14 protein-coding genes and 1 pseudogene are annotated in these 22,439 nt (G+C 52.3%); 9 read left to right on the forward strand and 6 right to left on the reverse strand.

Annotated features, from left to right (window positions below; translation table 11 throughout):
* The first annotated feature begins 142 nt into the window (after positions 1-142).
* The 3 genes from LDL70_RS02595 (at position 143) to pdeM (ending at position 4,452) form a co-directional block, all read left to right on the forward strand.
* Positions 143-1,111 (forward strand): methyltransferase, encoded by a 969-nt coding sequence (locus LDL70_RS02595; protein ID WP_225686801.1) that lies wholly within the window; start codon positions 143-145, stop codon positions 1,109-1,111.
* A 105-nt stretch (positions 1,112-1,216) separates the two neighbouring features.
* Positions 1,217-3,745, forward strand: coding sequence for a ligase-associated DNA damage response DEXH box helicase (locus tag LDL70_RS02600; RefSeq protein WP_225686802.1), 2,529 nt, complete (start codon positions 1,217-1,219; stop codon positions 3,743-3,745).
* Positions 3,742-4,452, forward strand: a complete 711-nt coding sequence (pdeM, locus tag LDL70_RS02605; RefSeq protein WP_370637755.1) for a ligase-associated DNA damage response endonuclease PdeM — start codon at positions 3,742-3,744, stop codon at positions 4,450-4,452. The genes LDL70_RS02600 and pdeM overlap by 4 nt, the downstream gene beginning before the upstream one ends.
* Positions 4,453-4,557: 105 nt before the next feature.
* On the opposite strand, the gene LDL70_RS02610 is transcribed toward pdeM, so the two are convergent.
* From LDL70_RS02610 to LDL70_RS02625, 4 genes are all read right to left on the reverse strand, one after another.
* Positions 4,558-5,412: a TIGR02186 family protein gene (locus LDL70_RS02610; RefSeq protein ID WP_370637756.1), complete on the reverse strand. Its 855-nt coding sequence runs from the start codon at positions 5,410-5,412 to the stop codon at positions 4,558-4,560.
* A 1-nt stretch (position 5,413) separates the two neighbouring features.
* Positions 5,414-6,334 carry a sulfite exporter TauE/SafE family protein gene (locus tag LDL70_RS02615; protein WP_022711093.1) on the reverse strand — a complete coding sequence of 307 codons (921 nt, stop codon included), beginning with the start codon at positions 6,332-6,334 and terminating at the stop codon, positions 5,414-5,416.
* Between the two features lie 485 nt (positions 6,335-6,819).
* Complete coding sequence (locus LDL70_RS02620) at positions 6,820-10,293, reverse strand: peptidoglycan-binding protein (protein ID WP_225686804.1); 3,474 nt, start codon at positions 10,291-10,293, stop codon at positions 6,820-6,822.
* 414 nt (positions 10,294-10,707) lie between these two features.
* A complete protein-coding gene (locus LDL70_RS02625) occupies positions 10,708-11,469 on the reverse strand; it encodes an outer membrane protein (protein WP_220159138.1) in 762 nt (253 codons plus the stop codon).
* An 814-nt stretch (positions 11,470-12,283) separates the two neighbouring features.
* On the opposite strand from LDL70_RS02625, the gene LDL70_RS02630 reads away from it, so the two are divergent.
* The 5 genes and pseudogenes from LDL70_RS02630 (at position 12,284) to LDL70_RS02650 (ending at position 18,965) form a co-directional block, all read left to right on the forward strand.
* Positions 12,284-14,077, forward strand: coding sequence for an acyl-CoA dehydrogenase C-terminal domain-containing protein (locus tag LDL70_RS02630; protein ID WP_225686806.1), 1,794 nt, complete (start codon positions 12,284-12,286; stop codon positions 14,075-14,077).
* Positions 14,078-14,129: 52 nt separating this feature from the next.
* Positions 14,130-15,338 (forward strand): acetyl-CoA C-acetyltransferase, encoded by a 1,209-nt coding sequence (locus LDL70_RS02635; protein ID WP_225686808.1) that lies wholly within the window; start codon positions 14,130-14,132, stop codon positions 15,336-15,338.
* A 14-nt stretch (positions 15,339-15,352) separates the two neighbouring features.
* Positions 15,353-17,569 carry an FAD-dependent oxidoreductase gene (locus LDL70_RS02640; protein ID WP_225686810.1) on the forward strand — a complete coding sequence of 739 codons (2,217 nt, stop codon included), beginning with the start codon at positions 15,353-15,355 and terminating at the stop codon, positions 17,567-17,569.
* A gap of 173 nt (positions 17,570-17,742) precedes the next feature.
* Positions 17,743-17,982, forward strand: a pseudogene (locus LDL70_RS02645) (helix-turn-helix transcriptional regulator); the annotation flags it as partial.
* A 41-nt stretch (positions 17,983-18,023) separates the two neighbouring features.
* Positions 18,024-18,965 carry a thermonuclease family protein gene (locus LDL70_RS02650; RefSeq protein WP_225686812.1) on the forward strand — a complete coding sequence of 314 codons (942 nt, stop codon included), beginning with the start codon at positions 18,024-18,026 and terminating at the stop codon, positions 18,963-18,965.
* A gap of 56 nt (positions 18,966-19,021) precedes the next feature.
* On the opposite strand, the gene LDL70_RS02655 is transcribed toward LDL70_RS02650, so the two are convergent.
* On the reverse strand, positions 19,022-20,671 hold the full coding sequence (locus LDL70_RS02655; RefSeq protein WP_225686814.1) for a lysine--tRNA ligase: 1,650 nt from the start codon (positions 20,669-20,671) through the stop codon (positions 19,022-19,024).
* 281 nt (positions 20,672-20,952) lie between these two features.
* Here LDL70_RS02655 and LDL70_RS02660 point away from each other — a divergent pair, with 281 nt between their 5' ends.
* Complete coding sequence (locus tag LDL70_RS02660; protein WP_028233671.1) at positions 20,953-21,360, forward strand: tellurite resistance TerB family protein; 408 nt, start codon at positions 20,953-20,955, stop codon at positions 21,358-21,360.
* Positions 21,361-21,403: 43 nt separating this feature from the next.
* Here LDL70_RS02660 and LDL70_RS02665 read toward each other — a convergent pair whose 3' ends face one another.
* Entirely contained in the window at positions 21,404-22,297 is an 894-nt protein-coding gene (locus tag LDL70_RS02665; RefSeq protein WP_225686815.1) for a transporter substrate-binding domain-containing protein, read from the reverse strand.
* Between the last annotated feature and the right edge of the window lie 142 nt (positions 22,298-22,439).

Raw genomic sequence — 22,439 nt, forward strand, 5'->3', positions numbered from 1 at the left:
GATCGATGCGGCCGCCTGTTTGCAGTGAGCACTAAAATTGAACCCGCATTGGCTGTGTGAAATCCGTTCGGGTTTCAAAAAATATCTTGTCAAATGCCCCGCATCACTGCATATCGCGTGCTCTGCAACAAATGCGGTAAGAATGGCGCGGGCATTTTTCTCTTCCGGTGATCTGATAGCGGATCGCCGTGCTCATTATGCGGTCATGATGTCTGAGGCGGGAGACCATTCCGCAGCAGCCGACCTGATGCGCCAGTCGCTTGATTATCTGACATCTCAGTTCCGGCAATGGCCTGCGGGTCTGTTTATGCTCAGCGAAATGCATGAAAATGCGGGCGAAACAGATGAAGCTGTGGCTCTCTGGCGACAGCTGCTGAAGCTTGATCCTGAAGACCGTTTTGGCGCGGCGCTGAAACTGGCACAATGCGGCCTTGGTGAAACACCGGATGCGGCACCGCCTGCCTATATTGAGGCACTGTTTGATGCCTATGCGCCGGATTTTGAAGAATCTCTGGTCGATAAACTGCAATATTGCGGGCCGCAAAAACTGGCGGAGCTGATTACCAGACATTTTCCGGAGCGCAGCTATCAGCATGTACTGGATCTGGGCTGCGGCACCGGTCTGATGGGAGAGGAAATCCATCAGCGCAGCGGTTTGCTGAGCGGTGCGGATCTCTCAGAAGCCATGCTGAAAAAGGCGGATGAGAAGCAGATTTATACAAGGCTGATTAAGGCAGATGTAAACCAGTGCCGCAAGGCGGATCTGGTCGATGAGGCTCTGCCACAACCGGATATGATCCTTGCTGCCGATGTGTTTATCTATATCGGCCAGCTGGAGCGCGCTTTCGCCCTGGCAGCGGAGTGTTTGCGGAGAGGAGGGGTGTTTGCCTTCTCGGTGGAAACACATGACCGGTCTGAAGCGCAGAGTTCAGACGGTTCATGTGATGATATGATTTTGCAGCCGTCTTTACGTTTTACCCATTCTGCCCGCTATATCGAAAATTTATTACAAGTCAGTCGTTTTGAATTGCTGGATTATCAGCGCATTGCTCTGCGTCTTGATCGCGGAGAATATCTCGATGGTTATGTCTTTATTGCCCAAAAATGCTGAGCTGGTACGGTTTCGGCTTTCTGTTGTCTGAACAGAGATCAATCCGTGACGCTTTAAGCACAAACGGGACTTCACACCTGTCGGGATGCACCCTACATTCACCCTGTGAAACCAATATCCGCTGCCGATAAATCTTCCGGTCATGATGTTCTGCCCGCTGTCTTTGCACAGTGGTTTGCGGATAAAGGCTGGCAGCTGCGCCAACACCAGCGTGAATTGCTGGAGCGCAGTCTGGCGGGGCAGTCTACATTGCTGATTGCACCCACAGGAGCCGGTAAAACACTGGCCGGTTTTTTGCCTGCACTGACTGATCTGACATTGCGCGCGCAGAGCGGTGCGCGTAATCAGCCGCGCCGTTCCGGTATTCACACACTTTATATCTCGCCGCTCAAAGCGCTGGCTGTTGATATTGAACGCAATCTGGCGAAGCCGGTTGCGGAAATGGCGCTGCCGGTAACTATTGAAACCCGTACAGGGGACACGCCTGTCCATAAAAGGCAGCGGCAGAAACTGGCGCCGCCGGATATATTGCTCACCACACCGGAGCAACTGGCTCTGTTACTGGCGGGCAAAGATGCGGCAGATTTCTTTGCGGATTTGCGTTTCGTAATTTTTGATGAGCTGCATGCGCTGGTTACTTCAAAACGCGGGCAGTTGCTGGCACTGGGGCTGGCACGGCTGCGCAATCTTGCACCGCAGATGCAGACAATCGGCCTGTCGGCAACAGTGGCAGAGCCGGATGATCTGCGTCACTGGCTGGTTACGCAGAGTGATACTCCTGCACTGGCCGGACTGGTTACTGTGCAGGGCGGCGCAAAGCCGGAGATCAGCATATTACAATCCGGCGAGCGGATACCATGGGCCGGTCACAGTGCCGGCTATGCACTCGGCGATGTTTATGAACTGATCCGGCAATTCCGCACGACATTGATTTTCGTGAATACCAGATCGCAGGCAGAGCGGATTTTTCAGGAGCTCTGGCGTATCAATGAGCTGACCTTACCGATCGGCCTGCATCACGGTTCGCTGGATGCCACACAGCGTCGTCGTGTGGAGGAGGCGATGTCCCGCAATGCTCTGCGCGCAGTTGTGGCAACCTCGACCCTTGATCTGGGGATCGACTGGGGTGATGTCGATCTGGTTATCCATATTGGCGCGCCGAAAGGTGCCAGCAGACTGGCACAGCGTATTGGGCGCTCCAATCACCGTATGGATGAGCCAAGCCGCGCAGTTCTGGTGCCTGCAAACCGTTTTGAAATGCTGGAATGCAATGCGGCGCTGGTTGCCAATGTAGAAGGGGTGCAGGATACGCCGCCTCTGGCCGACGGTGCTCTGGATGTGCTGGCGCAGCATATACTCGGCATGGCCTGTGCCGGACCGTTTCATGCGGATGTGCTTTACGCAGAAATATGCTCGGCAGCACCCTATCAGCATTTATCCCGTCATCAGTTTGATCATGTGCTGGATTTTGTGGCAACCGGTGGCTATGCGCTGCGTGTCTATGAGCGGTTTGCAAAAATCCGCCCGATGCCGGACGGGCGCTGGCGTGTCAGCAATGGCAAAGTTGCACAGCAATATCGCCTCAATATCGGTACGATTGTTGAAGCGCCGGAACTGAATATCCGCATGATCCGTAAGGGGCGGAAACTTGCAGGAAGCGCCGCCAGCCCCATGCGCGGCGGGCGGATATTAGGGCGTATCGAAGAGTATTTTCTCGAAACGCTGACACAAGGCGATACGTTCTTTTTTGCAGGTCAGACTGTGCGTTTTGAAGGTATCCGCGACAATGAATGTCTGGTGTCGCAGGCCTCCGGCGAGGATGCGAAAGTGCCGGTCTATGCGGGCGGGAAATTTCCGCTCTCAACCTATCTGGCCTCGGAAGTCCGTGCGATGCTGGCGGATGACAAAAGCTGGCAGCAATTGCCGGATCAGGTGCGTGACTGGCTGCAATTGCAGCGTGACCGCTCTCTGTTACCGGCACAGAACGAATTGCTGGTTGAGACTTTTCCGCGCCAGAACCGGTTTTATATGGTGTGCTATCCGTTTGAAGGCAGGCTGGCGCATCAGACATTGGGGATGTTGCTGACGCGGCGGCTGGATCGGGCAGGTGCGAGGCCGCTGGGATTTGTGGCAACGGATTATTCGCTGGGGCTGTGGGCGGCGCGTGATCTGAACGCGATGATGGAAGGTGGTGAATTATCGCTGGACGCATTGTTCGATCAGGATATGCTCGGTGATGATCTGGAAGCATGGCTGGATGAAAGCTATCTGCTGAAACGCACTTTCCGCAATTGTGCGTTGATTTCCGGTATGATTGAACGGCGCCATCCGGGTAAGGAAAAGACCGGCAGACAGCTGACGATTTCCACCGATCTGATCTATGATGTGTTGCGCAGCCACGAACCGGATCATATTTTACTGCAAGCCACACGGGCAGAGGCCGCAACGGGGCTGCTGGACATTGCCCGTCTCGGAACAATGTTGCAGCGTGTACGCGATGACATTGTTCATCGGAACCTGTCGCATATTTCGCCTTTGGCATTGCCTGTGATGCTGGAAATCGGCAAAGAACGGGTTGCCGGAACAGATGACGATTTGCTGGAAGATATGACCCGTGAGGCACTGGAAAATTGACAAGTGTGATTAAGCAGGCGCATCAGGGCGGCGCGGATATTCTCATCAATGATACGCTGTGCCATCTCGATCCGCGCGGGATATTATACCTGCCGTCATACCGGACGCTGGTGGTGTCTGATCTGCATCTGGAAAAAGGGTCATTCTTTGCTAAGCGCGGCATGATGCTGCCGCCTTATGATACGCTGGCCACATTAGCGCTGCTCAAGACCATCATTGATGATTATCAGCCATCTTGTGTCATCAGTCTCGGAGATAGTTTTCACGATTGTCATGGCGCATCGCGGCTGGCAGATGAGGCATCCGGTTTGCTTCGCCAGATTATGAAAAGCCGCCAATGGCTATGGATTGAGGGTAATCATGATCCGGTACATCCGGCGGGGCTTGAAGGGGAGAGCATGGCGCAATTCAGGCTTGGCAGTCTGATCTTCAGGCACGAGCCGCTTGCGGGAGATAATCCCGGTGAGGTGGCTGGTCATTTGCACCCCGTAGCAAAGATTATACGGCAGGGGCGCAGTGTACGGCGTTCTTGTTTTGTCAATAATGGGCACCGCCTGATCATGCCGGCATTTGGTGCCTATACGGGTAGCCTTAACGTGCTGGATAAGGCATTCCGCGGGCTGTTTGATGTGAGTGGTTTTGACGTGCATTTGCGCAGTGAAACGCGGATATTCACTGTACATCCGCGTTTTTTACGACCTGACTAATTAGAGCGGTTTACGTCCAGATTGGATCATAGCGCTCGCTCTAAATTCTTTATTTGGTCGCATTATCACTGCCGTCAAGTTGATCCAACTTGACTGTGAAATGCTCTAGTCTTTACGGAACAGCAATTGTCCGAGCCAGCCTGTGAGACCGGCGAGAAAAACGGCAAACAGACCATAGGCAAGACTATATTGATGCGCCGCCTCAAAAATCTGCTGCTCGAGACCGGCTTTGACAATATTGAGATGGGTATTAGCTTCCCCGATGAACACGCCATGGCGGAACAGCAGCGCACGGGCTTTATGCCGCCCGACCGGCACATTGGTTGAAAGCGCCAGTGTTGCGCGGAACAAAGTCTGCGAAACAAATTCGACCGAGCCGACTTTCTGGCTGTAAAGTCCCTGACGGGATTTCAGATCGCGCAACTCCTGCCCGAAGCGCATGGCATTCGGATCTGTCAGCGTGCCATATTCAGGGTTCAGCGCGAAATAATTGACGCCGAGCGAAAGCTGGCGATAGGTTTTCTCGTCGGTAATATCCTGCAGAGGTCGCGTGGATGCCAGAGAATAGGAAAGCGGCACAGATGTGAATGTTTCTGAATCCGCATTAACCCAGACGCCGAGATAGCGTGACTTTTCACGAACGACGAGATTACGCTGCGGGCCTTCCAGCACCACGATAATATCGTAGCGTCCTTGCCTGCGGATCAGCGGATCGGCATTATCCAGCGCACCGAAAATTGTCAGATTGGTGCCGCTGAAATTGGAAGCAATGGCAATCGTTTCTGTCGAAAGGCCGATTTCGATTGTTTCAGGCAATTGCTGCGGGTCTTGCAGATTGGTGACCGCAGCCATTTCCTGTCCGCGCTCTTTTATCCGTGTCGCGGCATTACCGCTCTGGAGCGGTACCAGTGCGGTGAGCAAAACAGTTGCGAGTAAGCTTTTGCGGATGATCTGTTTCATCTTACTCATCCGCAAAGCCGATGGAGAAAAGATTATCCGGCTGAATGAACAGGCCGAAAGCCAATCGCAGAGCAACGGCCAGAACCAGCAATGCCAGCAGCATACGCAATTGCTCGCCGCGCAATTTGCGTCCTGCTCTTGCGCCATATTGCGCGCCGATCACGCCGCCGACCATCAGCAAAAAGGCCAGTACAATATCAACAGTATGGTTATTGGTTGCCTGCATCACCGTTGTGAATGCGGTCACAAAAGTGATCTGAAACAGCGATGTACCAACAACCACATTTGTCGGAACGCGCAGCAGATAAATCAGCGCCGGAACCATGATAAAACCGCCGCCGACACCCATTACGGATGAGAGCAGGCCGATGCAGAAACCGATGGCCAGTACCGGAATAATACTGACATAGATCATCGAGGCGCGGAACCGCGCCTTGAACGGCATACGGTGAATCCAGTTATGTTGCCCCGAGCGGCGGACATCCGGTGCTTTGCCGTCTTTGTTGCGGCGAAGGGTGCGCCAGCTTTCAACGGCCATCAGGCCACCGACAGAGCCGAGAAAGACCACATAAAGCAGGGAGATAATCAGATCGAGCTGACCGAGATCTCGCAACAGCGAAAATATGTAAATACCGACCAGAGAACCGACAAGACCGCCGATCACCAGCAATATGCCAAGCTTGAAATCCAGCGTCCGGCGTTTGAAATGCGTAAGCGCGCCGGAAACGGAGGAGGCGATAACCTGATTAGCGCCGGTGGCAACAGCAATAGCGGGTGGTATATTGTAGAAGATCAGCAGAGGAGTAATCAGGAATCCGCCGCCAACGCCGAACAGACCTGACAAAAAGCCGACAGCCGCCCCCATGCCGAGAAGAACCAGCATGTTGACTGAAATTTCTGCTATTGGCAGATAAATACCCACGACCCACTACCATTACTATGACACTGCCGGAGATTGAAATCTGTATCCCTTTATCCGGTGTACAGCTAAGCTCCCCGCAGAGTTCTCCCGAAAATAATACCCGGCCTATCGTCAGACTTTGCAGCTTTTCGATGGCGGCGGGCGGTTATTCTTCGTGACCTGACAGAATTCTGAGTTTAACCGCCATTTGCGGCGTTAAACCTGAAAATACATATGCTGATGTCGTTTTTTGCGTGCTTTTTGAATGCAACACACCCATCGTCGCAAAAAACTGTTAATTTTCTGCGCCTTTGGCAGCGCCAAGTCAAACCATCACTGTGCATAAGATGATGCGAAACCGTCAGCCTGAATAGTCACCGGAGATTGTGTGCGGCAGGTGTTGCAGTTAGGCCGCAATTTTATGCGTAACCGCCGTAAAAATCCCCCTCTGCCAGCACGGCAAAGGGGGATGATTTCTTGTTATTACTGATTGTTGCCGGTGCAAATCAGCTGTTCTTGGCGAGCAGTGCTTCAACCAGTTTCTGATCCACTTCGCCGGTCGGCTTCATGCCATTGGCTTTCTGAAAAGCGGAAATCGCTTCTCTGGTTTTATTGCCCATAACACCGTCTGCCGTGCCTGCATCATAACCGTTTTTCTGCAGGATCAGCTGAATATTACGGACGGCTTTTTTCATGTCGACGGAAGCTGTGGTGACAGCTTTGTCATCAGCCCAGGCATCCGGAATGCTGACCGAGTTGGCATCCTCAATCATGTCCTTCGGCTTCCAGAGCTTGGTCAGGTTGATTGCCCGCTCCAGCTGTTCAGGCTTGAGGGATTTTGCAATCTGATCACGCTTGTCAGCCGCGTCCGTATCACCGGCATTGGCAGCCAATGCGAACCATTTATAGCTTTCTTCCAGATTTTGCGTGCGACCCAAACCCTTAGCGGTCAGAATACCCAGATTATACTGGCTGTCTTTTACGCCGAGTTCTGCAGCGCGGAAGAACCATTTGGCAGCATTGTCATGATCTGCCTTGCCGTCCGGCCCCATAGCATAGAGCACGGCAAGATTATGCATGGCGCTGGCATTGCCCTGTGCAGCAGACTGCTCATAGAGTTGTGTTGCCTTGATCGCATCGCGCGGCATACCAAGGCCTTTTTCGTTGAAATTGGCAAGACGGTACTGGGCAGGTGCAAAACCGCGTTCCGCAGACAGAGCATACCATTTGGCAGCTTCCGCAAAATCGCTGGCAACACCGCGGCCGTCTGTATAACGCATACCGATTTCATAAAGAGCACGGGCATCGCCGCTTTCGGCGGCATTGCGCAGTGCAATCGGGCCGGCTTCTTTCGGCACAGCAGGGACTGCGGTCAGTTTCGCCGTTGCAGCAGCTTCGCTCTTTTGCGGCAGGCTTTGCGTTGTCGTCTGATCCGGTGTTGTTGTCTCAGCCTGAGCCGTGTGAACCGGCGTGTTGTTTGCAGGCAGTTCCGGCATTGGCTGCATGTCCGGCGCGGCTGCTACCGGCGGATTAATAACAACAGGCTTGATAACGGCCTGTGTGCTGCCGGTCATTGGTCTGGCAGAGAGAGGCTCGGTCGGAAATTCGCGTGAACCAAGCGGCTGCGCTTCTGTACCGTCATAAACCGGACCATGGTTCAGGCTGGTAATCTGAAGCGTGGATGCAGTCTGCTCTTCCGGTTGCGCCGGATTATCAAGCGTGGTGATTGTCGGCAAAACAGGTTTCTTGTCTTCAATCACAGCCGGAGCGGTATTAACCGGTGCAGGCTGCACACTGGCCAAATCCGGTGATTGCGGAACAACGCTGTCCTGCTTTTCAGTCAGATAGCTGTTGCCAAGCTGCAAGCCGGTTACAGCAATGATGATGGCGCCGATAGCCAGCAGAAGCGGCTTGCGCAGGGAGCGCTTTGGCTTGTCTGGAGCAGTCGTGCGGTCTTCATCGGATGTGATATCGCCGCCCAGAGTACCGTCGCTCAGGTTCTGATCGCGCAGACGTCCGGTTTCATCCGCTGCAGCTTGCGCCGCACGGCGTGCCGCGCTGATAAGATCGGATTTGCCGGAGGAGGGATTATGATCCGGCCCGCGGCCACGCTGTTCATCGCGAACACGGCGGATAATGGCGTTAAGATCCGGCATTGCTGCAAGGGTCTGGTCGGTGCTTTCTTCTTCGGATTTGACCGGAATACGGTTTGCCGCAGGCGGGGTATCCAGTGTCAGCAGATCCGCGTCTTCAATCTCAAAAGCATCGGTTGTTGCCGAAGTCGGGTTGTTTGGCTTGGAACGGCGCACAGCCTGAGCCAGACCGCTTAGCAATGATTTGCGTGCTGTACCGGTTGTTTCGGCCTCTGTATCTGCAGCTATTTTCTCCGGTGCAGGATTGGCAGCGGATTTGACAGCGGCACGTGCAGCTTCAATAGCCGCTGCAGCCGGTGAAGGCACAGCGGAAAATGCTGCATTGCGTGAAGAATTACCTGCTGTTGGTTCCGGATCATTGCCCCATTCAGGAATAGAGAACTGGCTGGTAAAGCGTGTTGCATTATGCTGTTCGCGCGACTGAGCGGCAGGACGCGAAGGCTGCGCAAAAGGCGGCTTCTGCAGATTGTCTTTTTCAATCTGTCCAAGACGCTCGGCAATTTTCAATAATGTATCATGAACCTTGTTAAAGGTGCGGCTGTTACGTTCATCCGTATCACGGGTCAGTTGTTCCAGCGCCTTGAGATCATCGGCAAGCTGGCGGGCAAAATCTGTGTCGCGGGAAGGGCCTTTGTCCACAACCTGACGAATGGCTTCCTCTGCGGCTTCACGGGCAGCGCTCAGAACTGTGTCGCGGTTAATGTCGATGGCGCGTTCAATCACATCGAGACGCGGCTTGATCTCTGCCAGTTCAGGCAGCAGGCTTTCCGGCTTGCTGAGCTGTTCTGTGATAAAACCAAGCTGCTTTTCGAGATTGCGCATCAACTGCTGATCGGCCGCCGGCGCTGCAGGCACAGCCTGCAAAACAGCGGTTTGTTCCGAGACCTGACGGGTAATCAGATCGAGGCGGTTTTCCAGTGCCTGAATAAAGCGGTCATCATTCAGCGCGGTTTTATGGGCGCTGTTGCGATATTGCTCGTCCAGATGACTGGTCAGATCGGCAAAACGGCGATCGAGTTCTTCAAAAACAGCATTTTCCTGCTCCGGCTGCTGGCGATGATAGCTGGTCGCAAGAATTGCGCGGCTGATTTCATCCAGACGTTCGTCCAGCTGACGCAGGGAGTGGCTCTGATTGTCCGGCAGCTGTTCAATGGCATGGCGCAAATCATCGAGGCGTGTCGTGATCGCATCCAAAGCCGGATCAATATGTGCCGACTGGCTTGCATGGAATTTTTCAGTCTGCTGCTGTTCAAAATTGTCAAAGCGCTCATCCAGCGCATCCCAGCGATGGCTCATACGGCGCAGGGATTCTTCCCGTGCCAGAGTCTCAACAGTCCGCTTCAGCTCCTCAAAATCACGACGCATAATTGCATCGGTATTCGGGCTGTTATTGGCGGACAGATTGCTGGTGCCAGCGATAAAGCGGTCGGCAGCGGAAAGGCGTGCCGGATTGTGCTGCACACCTGTATCAGACAGATGCAGTTTTTCGCTGATTGCTGCTGCCTGTCTCAGTTCTGTACGGGCGCGCAAACGCTGTAATTCGTCGGCAATAGCAGCCAGAGCTTCCTTGTGCGGATTGTCCGCAGAAGCCGGTGCAGATGGTGCGCGCGGTGCAACTGCCGGATCATTACGCAGAAATTCAAGAGCATCAGGTGATGCCGTTTCATCGGCAGCCTGCGTGTGACGGGAAAAGTCTTCCGCCTCCCGCCGCTCGACAAGATGATTTTCAAGGGCGGACAAAGTGCGGTTCAATTCCTCAAGCGATGCAAGCGGACGGCGCTCACGACGCATATTCAGATTATCGAGAGGAGACCGCTGATTTGTCATCGCCGTTTACACTTTTCAAACTGTGCGCCTTAAAGGAGCTGGTCAGATTGTCCGTTTGTTTTCGCCTGCAGGTCTTGCTGGCGGATCAAAGCAGGGTCTTTGTTGAGGTGGTTGCAAGGCACCACACGAAACACAGACTTTGCCTCAGACGCAGTTTTGTCGAAACGTGGTAAATAAGCGGTTAATTTTGGTGATAATTCTTAACTTTATCTTTGTCTGAGAATGAGTGTGTTCTTATTTACCGGTAGAGACGCTGGTGTTCAGGAGATCCGCAAGGGCGACAGGCAGGCTTTGAAACGATTATGTTTTTAAGAATGTGCTGATTTATGTAATGCAATTTTCATTTAATAAAAAAGCCCCGCCTCATAGAGGCAGGGCTTTAAGTTCCGCTTGTGATCGTTAACGATCAGCAGATTAGAACTTGTAGTTTACGCCGATACGTACTTCGTTAACGTAGGTTTTGAAGTTACGATCATTCTTGTAAAGATCAGCCGCTTTGAGGTTTGGATCGGTCAAGTTAACATTGTTTTTACCGAAGTTCTTGTGCAGATACTCGGTTTTAATTGTCCAGTTGTCTGTAACCGCATATTCAAGACCTGCGCCGACAGTCCATCCAACAACTGTTTTGGAGTTGTTTGAATCAAATGCTTGTCCGCCTTTTCCGGCCCAACATTTGCCAACAGTTACTGAGACCAGAGTGCTGTCACAGCCGAGATTGTACTTTGTATTACCCCAGGCAAGACCACCGGTGACGAATGGCAGGAAGCGGTCGGCTGCGTAACCCAGACGGGCACGTACTGTACCATTGGTGCCAAGCTTGTCTGTGCCATAATACGGGCTGTACTGATTATCGTCGCGGCCCATCCAGCTTTTCTTTACGCTTCCGAAAGAAACGTCAGCTTCTGCACCGAGAACGACATTGTTGTCGAACTGCCAGTTGTAACCAGCCTGCAGACCACCAAAGCCACCTTTGATTTTCTGTTCTTTGGCATCTGGATTGTTGACGTCGTGTGAGCGACCCCAGCCGTAACCGGCATGCGCACCGATATAACCACCGGTCCAGCTGAATGCGGAATATTCAACCGGTGCTGGTTCTGGAGCAGAAACAATAGCGTCTGCGGCGAAAGCCTGACCGGACAGTACAGTCATGGCGAGAAGGGCTACGATTTTTTTCATATCAAAAGTCCGTTCGTTAAAGAATTTGAACTGACCATATCGGTAAAAAAATTAATGAACACCCTAAAATTATAGTTTAAGAATTGCTAATTAATATTTGCCAAGTTGCTGAAATGTCTTGTTTTTCCATAATAATGGACGCGTGAATACACTTAAAATGTATTAACTGATTGAAAATCAAAATGTTAAATTATTTTAGAATGAAGTAATTTTGTGTTGATTTAGTATATTTTAGATTTTCTTGATATATTGTTTCTTGGTTTTTACACTTACTTATGTTGCAAAAATGTATCTGTTTTTCTGTGTGAATTCTAAATTTATTTTCTGCAAAATTGCGATTTTCATTCAAAAAGCCCGGTTTTGAAGAATCGAACAGCAGTTTTTGGGTGTTTAAATAGTATTTCCTCTTCAGAGGTCTCTGTTTGGTGCAGCCGGTGGCAAAATCCTGAATTTAAATTTTCAAAAAATGGATTTTTGACGTTTACGCAAACGTCAAAATTTATTAGGCTGATATCCGAAGGTGCCGTAAAGTTTTTTGCTGTCTCATAAAAATGACGGTTTTCACGCAAGAGTGCATACTGTCAGACTGATCCCGTGATAGGCTGCTAAAGACGCCATGGGAAAGCGAGTAGATGCTGCCGGAGAGGAGTCCGGTCGTATCAGGGCAGAAAGAGAACGGCACCACAGGACGCGGATTATTCTGTGTTCTGAATGTTTGAATGACAACGCGCGGGAGAGGTGGCGTCTTCATGAGCACCTCCGCCTGCATTCCGGCAGAGCAATCATCTGCCGACGTCAAACTTGGAGGAAGTGCATGCCAGTCTATCGCGCGCCGGTTCGGGATACACAGTTTATTCTGAATGATGTTTTGGGCGTCCAGTCCCGTAATGATCTGTCGTCTTATGCGGAAATGAGCGCAGACACGATTGAAGCTATTTTGCAGGAAGGCGCGAAGCTCGCCGAGCAGACATTGTTCCCTGTCAATTATAGCGGGGATCGTGAGGGCTGCGAACGTCTGCCCGATGCTTCTGTGAAAGTGCCGCAGGGTTTCAAAGAAGCCTATGATCAATATTGTGCCGGTGGCTGGGTTGGCCTTGCCGCACCGGAAGAGTTTGGCGGTCAGGGGCTGCCATATCTGCTCCATGCTGCCGTGGGTGAATATATGTCATCGGCCAATATGGCGCTGATGATGTATCCGGGCCTGACACAGGGCGCGATTGCCGCCATTATTACCCACGGTACAGATGAGCAGAAGCAGGCCTATCTGCCAAAGATGATTGAAGGCCGCTGGTCAGGCACTATGAACCTCACCGAACCGCATTGCGGTACGGATTTGGGCTTGCTGCGCACCAAAGCTGTGCCGCAGGCGGATGGCTCCTACAAGATTACCGGTTCGAAGATTTTTATCTCTGCCGGTGAACATGGCATGACTGACAATATTATCCACCTGGTGCTGGCACGAATTGAAGGCGCACCAGAGGGTAACAAAGGCATTTCGCTGTTCATCGTGCCGAAATTCAATCTTGATGCCAATGGCGAAGCAGGCACACGCAATGGTGTGGCTTGCGGCTCTATTGAAGAAAAGATGGGTATTCACGGCAACTCAACCTGCGTGATGAATTATGATGACGCGACGGGTTTCCTGATCGGCGGTGAAAACAAAGGCCTGCGTGCCATGTTCACCATGATGAATGAAGCGCGTCTCGGTGTGGCGCTGCAGGGTCTGTCGATTGCCGAAACCGCCTATCAGAATGCTGCTGATTATGCGCGCGATCGTTTGCAGGGACGGGCGCTGACCGGTGCGAAATATCCGGACAAAAAAGCTGATCCGATCATCGTGCATCCGGATATCCGCCGCACATTGATGACCATCCGCGCTTTTAACGAAGCTGGTCGTGCCTTGCTGCTTTCAACCTCGCTGCAATCCGATATCGCCCATCACTCTGCTGATGAAGCTGCACGCCAGCTGGCCGATGATCATGTCGGGCTGCTGACACCGGTGCTGAAAGGTGTGCTGACCGACAAAGGTTTCGACCATGCGGTTATGGCGCAGCAGGTCTTTGGCGGCCACGGCTATATTGAAGAAAATGGCATGAGCCAATATGTGCGCGATGCCCGTATCACCATGATTTATGAAGGTGCCAATGGTATTCAGGCGCTGGATCTGGTGGGGCGCAAACTGCCTGCCAATGGCGGCCGTGCCTTGATGGCCTATTTCAAGGAAATCGGTGATTTTTGCGAAGAAAACCGCGCAGATGAAGCCCTGTCTTTCTACACTAAACATCTGAAAAAAGGGCTGAACGATCTGCAGGGCGCATCCATGTGGCTGATGCAGAATGCAATGGCCAATCCGGATAATGCCGGTGCCGCCTCAACAGATTATATGCATCTCTTTGGTCTGGTCGCTTTCGGTTATATGTGGGCGAAAATGGTGAAAGCCGCACAGGCAAAGCTGAATGCCGGTGCTGGTGACAAAGCCTATTATGAGGCTAAACTTGTCACAGCCCGTTTCTACATGGAGCGTATCATGCCGGAAACGCAATTGCGCTTAGCACGTATTCAGACCGGTGCCGATACGATGATGACACTGCCGGAAGATGCTTTTTAAGAAACGCTGAGAGCGTCTTAAAAAGTTGGAAAAGTTGGGAGTTAATTGAACTATGGCTGATGCTTTTATTTATGATCATGTGCGCACTCCGCGCGGACGCGGCAAGAAAGACGGGAGTCTTCATGAAGTGCCTGCGGTGCGTCTTGGTGCCAAAGTGCTGGAAGCTCTGCGTGATCGCAACGGCATTGATACTGCAAAAGTAGACGATATTATTTTCGGCTGTGTCGATCCGGTGGGGGAAGCCGGTGCGGTAATCCCGCGCTCGGCAGCCTTTGAAGCAGGATATGATTTTAAAGCACCCGGTATGCAAATTTCGCGCTTCTGCGCCTCCGGTCTTGATGCGGTTAATCTCGCTGCCGCTAAAATTGCAGGTGGCACAGACGAGCTGGTGATTGCCGGCGGCGTGGAAAGCATGTCACGCGTCGGCATGGGGATGTCCGGCGGTGCATGGTATATGGACCCGTCGGTTGGTTTTCCGGGCTGGTTTATGCCGCAGGGTGTATCGGCTGATCTGATCGCCACGAAATATGGCTTCTCCCGCGAAGATGTGGATGCTTATGCGGTGGAAAGCCAGCGCCGGGCAGGCGAAAGCTGGAAGAAGGGTTATTTCAAAAACTCCGTCATTCCGGTGAAAGACGTCAACGGTCTGACTATTCTTGATCATGACGAACATATGCGTCCGACGACCGATCTGGCAGCTTTGTCCGGCCTTAATCCGTCTTTTGTGATGCCGGGGGAAATGGGCGGCTTTAATGCTGTGGGTATTCAGGCGCATCCGGAAGTCGAAACCATCAATCACGTTCACCATGCAGGCAATTCATCCGGTATTGTTGATGGTGCGGCGGGTGTGCTGGTCGGTTCCAAGCGTGCGGGTAAGATGCTGGATATTCGCCCACGCGCCCGTATCCGCGCTTTCACCAATATCGGCTCCGATCCGGCATTGATGCTGACAGGCCCTGTGGATGTCACGGAAAAACTGCTGGATCGCGCCAAAATGAAGCTCTCGGATATTGATCTGTTCGAGCTGAATGAGGCTTTTGCGGCTGTGGTTCTGCGTTACATGCAGGCTTTCAATATTCCACATAGCAAGATCAATGTGAATGGCGGCGCGATTGCCATGGGCCACCCTCTGGGCGCAACCGGTGCAATCATTCTCGGCACTGTGCTCGATGAGCTGGAGCGGCGTGATCTCAATACGGCACTGGTTACCCTGTGTATCGGTGCAGGTATGGGCACTGCAACCATCATTGAGCGTGTGTGAGGGAGGGTAGTCCAATGACAAATTACAAGAATTTTAAAGTTGAAACCGGCGCAGACGGTATTGCTGTTGTCACATGGAATATGCCTGACAAAAGCATGAATGTTCTGACCGTAGAGGTGATGACAGAGCTTGACCAGATTATTGATCAGGTTGTGGCAGATAGCACGATTAAAGGTGCGGTGATTACCTCCGGCAAGGATACATTCTCCGGCGGTGCCGACCTCACCATGATGCAGGAAATGCTTGCGCGTTTCAAAAAAGAGCAGAAACAGGATGCTGACAAAGCTGTCCAGAACCTGTTTGACAATGTCGGTCGCATGACCGGTCTTTACCGCAAGCTTGAAACCTGCGGCAAGCCTTGGGTCTCGGCAATCAATGGTACCTGTATGGGCGGGGCGCTGGAGCTGTCGCTCGCTTGTCATGGCCGTGTGGTTTCCGATGCGGAAGGCGTGAAGCTGGCGCTGCCGGAAGTTAAAGTCGGTCTGTTTCCGGGGGCCGGTGGTACGCAGCGTGTGCCGCGTCTGGTCAACCAGCAGGATGCCCTGCAGATGATGACCACCGGTTCCAGTCTCACCGCAGCCCGTGCCAAAGGCATGGGACTTGTGCATGAAGTGGCTCCGGCGAAGAAGCTGGTGGAAACCGCTAAAAAGATGATCCGTAACGGGTTGAGGCCTGTTCAGCCTTGGGATGAGAAGGGCTTTAAGCTGCCGGGTGGTGCGATTTATTCCGCTGCGGGTGCCAATCTCTGGCCAGCGGCGACAGCCATTCTGCGTCGTGAAACTTCCGGTAATTATCCGGCAGCACTGACCATTCTCAAATGCGTTTATGAAGGTCTGCTGGTACCGTTTGATACCGGCTTGAAGATTGAACAGCGCTATTTCACGCATATTCTGCAGACCACTGAAGCGCAGTCGATGATCCGCTCGCTTTTTGTATCCCTGCAGGAGTTGAACAAAGGCGCACGCCGTCCTGAAGGCATCAAGCCGACCAAATTCAAGAAAATCGGTGTTATCGGCGCTGGTTTCATGGGCGCAGGTATTGCCTATGTCACGGCCAAAGCCGGTATTCCGGTGGTGCTGATTGACCGTAATCTGGAAGCAGCGGAAAAAGGTAAAGCACATTCTGCTGATCTGATTGCCAAAGAGATGCAGAAAGGCCGGATGACAGCTGATGATAAAGACAAGCTGCTGGCATTGATTACGCCTTCTGCCGATTATGCGGCGCTGGATGGTGCCGATCTGGTGATTGAAGCTGTCTTTGAAGATCGCGGCGTCAAACAGGCGGCAACAGAACAGGCAGAAGCGGTACTGGGGCAGAATGCAATTTTTGCTTCCAATACCTCGACCCTGCCGATTACCGGCCTTGCCAAAGTCTCGCAGCGTCCGAAAAACTTCATCGGCCTGCACTTCTTCTCACCGGTTGATAAGATGATGCTGGTTGAAGTGATTATGGGCAAGAAAACCGGCGAAAAAGCTCTGGCAACAGCACTGGATTATGTGCGTGCTATCAAAAAAACGCCGATCGTTGTCAATGATACACGTGGTTTCTACGTCAATCGTTGCGTGCTGCGTTATATGTCTGAAGCCTATAATATGCTGGTTGAGGGCGTGCCGCCTGCGATGATCGAAAATGCCGCCAAAATGGCCGGTATGCCGGTCGGACCGCTGGCACTCAATGATGAGACAGCGATTGATCTGTCGCAGAAAATTCTCAAGGCAACGCTGGCTGATCTGGGTGACAAGGCTGTTGATCCGCGCCATGTTGAACTGGTCAACACGCTGGTGGATAAATATGACCGCCTTGGCCGCAAGAACGGCAAGGGCTTCTATGATTATCCGGCACGGCCTGCCAAGAAACATTTGTGGCCTGAGCTGAGCACACTCTATCCGCAGCAGGATGCGGACAAGGTGGATGTGGAAGTGCTGAAAGAGCGTTTCCTCGTCACTATCGCTCTGGAAGCTGCCCGTGTGATGGAAGAAGGTATTGTGACCGATCCGCGTGAAGCCGATGTCGGCTCCATTCTCGCTTTCGGTTTTGCACCTTATACCGGTGGCACACTGTCTTACATCGATGGTATGGGCGCAAAAGCTTTCGTCAAACTGGCGAAGAAGTTGCAGAAGGATTACGGAGCGCAGTTCAAGGCACCAAAACTCCTGACCGATATGGCCGAGAGCGATGAGACTTTCTATCAGCGTTTCAATCCCTATAAGGCCGCGGATAAAGCTGCCTAAAGCATTTCCAGCAAAAGTGGGAACCGGTTTTGCGTCCGGAAATGCTCTAACACGCAGTTTTGATCGGGAATGATAAAATGGCGCGGATATCTCTGCGCCATTTTCGTTTTTGTTGATGTTCTGATGTATGAGCTGAGTTATACTTATGAGGATTTTATTCCTTCGGATGGCTTATGTTTACCCATGCAGAACTCTGGTCAGCCATTGATAGTGTGGCAAAGCGGGCGCAATTGACGCCATCCGGTCTGGCACGGCGTGCCGGGCTTGACCCGACGACGTTTAATAAGTCCAAACGCTTTGCGGCGGATGGCAGGCCGCGCTGGCCATCAACGGAATCTCTGGCTAAAATTCTGGAGGTCACTGCAATGGATGTGATGACATTTGCACAATTGCTGGCAGGCGAAAAATCTATTAATTCGCAGCAGAAGAAGCATGACAATGAACAGGAGTAAGTATGCGTAAACCGGCGACCCTTCGGACAATCCTGCCGCCGATCCTTGCTTTCAGTGTTGGTGCTACTTTATTTGCTGCCTATGTTGCCCCGTTTTACGGCGCGCTTGATCGTGAAACAGGCAGCGGTGAAACCGGTATTGTCATAGAAAATTTCGATCTGCCGGAAGATATGCCGCCGGAGCGTTTGCCGTCCGGCAATCTTGCTGGATCTTCAGAAAGTGACGAAAACAATACACAGCCGGATAATCCTTTGCCTGATGTTTCCGGTGAAATGCAGACTAAGCCTCTGGAACGCGTAGAGCCGCGCCCGCCTTTGAGCGATCTGGGGCTGGCTACGCCGGTGCAGGAAAAAACACCTGAGGCAACACAATCTGAGAAACTGACTGAAGAGCAGGCGGCCGCAGGCGGTTTGTTCTATCGTCCTGTGGCATTGGCTGCAGGCAGACTGGCTGTGGGCAATCGCACGATCGAGCTGAACGGCATTGATATTGTCGAGCCGGATGCATCCTGTTCCGATGTGAATGGTGACGTCTGGCAATGTGGTATGCAGGCACGCACAGCATTTCGTTCATGGCTGCGTGGTCGTGCTGTCAGTTGTAATATGGATGGTGTTGAGCAAAATCAGGAGCTGATCCGCACAAGCTGTACATTGGCGGGTACGGATGTTGCACGCTGGCTGGTGGAAAATGGCTGGGCACGGGCAACGTTCGGCGGCCAATATGCAGACAGCCAGACACAGGCCGAGAAAATGCTGCTTGGTGTTTTTGGCCGCAAGCCGGTAACGGATATGCCGCAAAACTCAGGAGATAATCCGGCTGGTATTGCGCCTGCACCATCATTGCCTGCGGAGAATCCGGTGCCTGATATAACTGCGCCTGAAGTCACCACGCCGGCACAACCGGTCGCGCCGGATTTACCGTTTCCACCTGCACCCCAGCAGTAAAGCATAAAAAAAAGCCGCGTTTCAGAAACGCGGCTTTTTCTTTTTATTCTGAAGTCTCAGGCGCGCTTGAGTGCTTCCGCAATCAGACCGCGTGTTTCATCAATCCCGTAAAGTGCAACGAATGAACCAAAGCGCGGGCCGCGTTCCTGTCCGATCAGCACTTCATAGAGCATCTGGAAGAACGAGACGGACACGCCAGGGCCGCCGTCAGGGCTCTTCTTATTGTGATCCTGATAGCGCTCGATAACACGCGCCACATCCAGAATGGCGTTCTGGATTGTTGAGCCGTCTGCACCGCTGTCCAGAGCGGCCAGTGCTGCATCCAGATCACGCAGAGCCTGCTGCTCAACTTCATCCGGTGCACGGAATTTCTTGCTCGGCTTCACGAAATCATTGAAGTAGCGGATGGCATATTCCACCAGAGCATTGAGTTCCGGATGGGTGGCCGGTGTCGCTCCCGGTGCATAGCGGGATATAAAGCCCCACAATGTGCTGGCATTTTCCGCATTGGATGCACTGACAAGGTTCAGCAACATGGCAAACGGCACCGGCAGATCAACCTTTGGCGGGTTGCCGTAATGCTGATGCCAGACCGGATTGTTCAGGCGTGCCGCCCAATCCTGTTTTTCATAGGCTGCCAGATAGGTGAAATATTCATCCACGGCTTTCGGAATCACGTCGAAATATAGCTTCTTCGCTGTTCTCGGCTTCTGGAACATATAGAGGCCGAGGCTTTCGGTCGGTGCATAGGTCAGCCATTCATCAATGCTGATGCCGTTGCCTTTGGATTTGGAAATCTTCTGGCCGAGATCGTCGAGGAATAATTCATAGACGAAATGCTCCGGCGCACGACCGCCAAGAATTTCACAAATCTTGTCATAGATCGCCTGATTGGTCTGGTGATCTTTACCGAACATTTCAAAGTCAACGCCGATCGCGGCCCAGCGCATGCCGAAATCTGGCTTCCACTGCAGTTTTACATTGCCGCCGGTGACAGGCAGTGTTGTTTCCACGCCGTTTTCATCGTCAAAGGTGATGGTGCCTGCTTTGGCATCAACCTTTTTCATCGGTACGTAAAGCACGCGACCTGTAGTCGGTGAGATCGGCAGAAACGGGCTGTAAGTGGCGCGGCGTTCTTCACCCAGTGTCGGCAGCATCACGGCCATGATGTCGTCGTAGCGCTCGGCAGCGCGCAGCAGCACTTCATCAAAGCGGCCGGATTTGTAATATTCCGTGGCACTGGCGAATTCATAATCGAAGCCGAAAGTGTCGAGGAAGCGGCACAGCATGGTGTTGTTGTGATCCGCAAAGCTCTTATAGTTGCCGCCAAACGGATTTGGCACAGCCGACAGCGGCAGTTGCAAAGCTGGTTCAAGCGCTGCACGATCCGGAACATTTTCCGGAATCTTGCGCATGCCGTCCAGATCATCCGAGAAGCAGATGAGCTTGGTTTTGACTTTATCTTCGGTCAGAACGCGGAATGCATGGCGCACCATGGATGTGCGTGCAACTTCGCCGAAAGTACCGATATGCGGCAGACCGGACGGGCCATAGCCGGTTTCGAAAATCACGACTTCGGGAAAGCCGGTTTTCTCGTACCGTTTTATGATTTTCCGAGCCTCTTCAAAGGGCCACGCTTTCGCCTGTGCTGCTGCCGCAATCAGGTCGGGCGCAAGGTCGATGTGGTTTGAGCGGTCGGTTGTCATAATATCTTTCCTGATAGGAGGTGTTGGTTTGAAATATCCGCACTTTTTACGCGTACGGACAGACAGGTCTATGGTGAGATGCGGGTTTCGTCAATGATGTGCTGCGCTTTCTTTACAAGCGCTGGGGGATATGATGCGCTTTCTTTGCAAGCGCGGGTGTGTAATGCAAAAATGATGGGGGTTGTGTGCATTATCCTCAGGCTGAAATGCAGTTGAACACTTGTTAAGCCCTGTGGAATAGTTTCAAAGTCATAAAAAAGCCGATGCAGGAGTTCTTGGAAATGAAAATCACGCCGCAAGATGCGCTGATCTATATTATGGTAACAGTTTCAGCTGCGGATACGCGGATGACAGATGCGGAATTGTCCTCCATCGGAAATCTTGTGCATCGCCTGCCGGTTTTTACCGGCTTTGATGATGAAAGAGTGCCGGAAATTGCCGAGCGCTGCTATGAATTGCTGACCAAAGATGATGGTCTGGATCGTATTCTGGATATTGCCCATCAGGCCCTGCCGGAAAAACTCTATGAAACAGCCTATGCGCTGGCTGTTGAAGTTGCCGCAGCCGACCTGCATGTTGAACAGGAAGAGCTGGCATTCCTGCAGCTGATGCGTGATCTATGGAATCTTGACGAGCTGAGTGTTGCTGCAATTGAGCGCAGTGCGCGCGTGCGTTTCCGCAAATTGTAATTTGATGATGAGCGCATCTTTTTTGAGATGCGCTCATTTTTATTTAATAGAAATCGACCGGAAAATAGCGCAGATACAGGTCGTCCAGCACACCTTTGCGCTCCAGTGCATTGAGTGCATTATTGAAGGCGAGACGCAGATCCGCATCTTGCTTGCGCAAAGCAATCGTCATTCCCTGTCCGAGAAACTCCGGTGCCGGATAGGCGCCGCCAATAAAGCGGCAGCAGGAGCCGTCCGGCGCGGTATTGCCTGATATCGTGCTTGGGTTCATCCAGAGCGACAGGCTCATCGCATCACCGAAAAGCAGCTGGATTTTGCCATCTCTGAGATCCTTATAGAGAAACTCGCTGTTGCTATAAGGACTGGTTTTTGCTTTCGGGAAATAGGTTTTCAACAAGGCTTCATGGGCGGAACCGGCGAGAACACCGACTGTTTTCCCGTCAGGTGAAAAGTTTTTATCGGCCAGTTCCGATGTTTTCACTGTCACAAAACGGGCTGGCAAGCTGAAATAAGCGCGGGTGAAGCTGAGTGTGGTGCGTTTTTCCCGATCCGGTGTCAGTCCGGCAATCAGCGCATCAGTTTCGTTTTTCTGCAAGGCGGGAAGCAATTCATTCCACGGGCGGGCTTCGATCAGGCAACGACTGGTGATCGCCAATTCCTGACAAAGCGCACGGATCAGATCAATATGATAGCCGCTCAGCCGTCCTTGCGGGGAGAGGCTGTTGAAAGGTGCAAAATCTGTGCCGGTCAGGAAACGTATCTGCGCTCTTTGTGAAATATCCGGTTTTGCCGGTTTCTGGTCATCTCCCGCAAGATAAGGCGGGGCGGCGTAGGATGCCGAGATGCCGGAGGCGAGTATCAGCAGGATCGCAGAGCTGACGGCTGCGCAATATTTTAACGCCCGTTTGAGCGGGGCGGAAAGAACATCATTGCGCATTGGCTGACTGCAGCTCCTGTTGGTTTGTCCAGATTTTGTTCAGTATAAAATTTTCTCCTCTTTATAGAAAGCAGAACCCGCGTGAATAATAAATTTATTTTTTGAACAATAATTAATGTTGGTATTATTGAAATTGAATGAT

The sequence above is a fragment of the Pseudochrobactrum sp. XF203 genome (assembly GCF_020341615.1).
Classification (GTDB): Bacteria; Pseudomonadota; Alphaproteobacteria; order Rhizobiales; family Rhizobiaceae; genus Pseudochrobactrum; species Pseudochrobactrum saccharolyticum.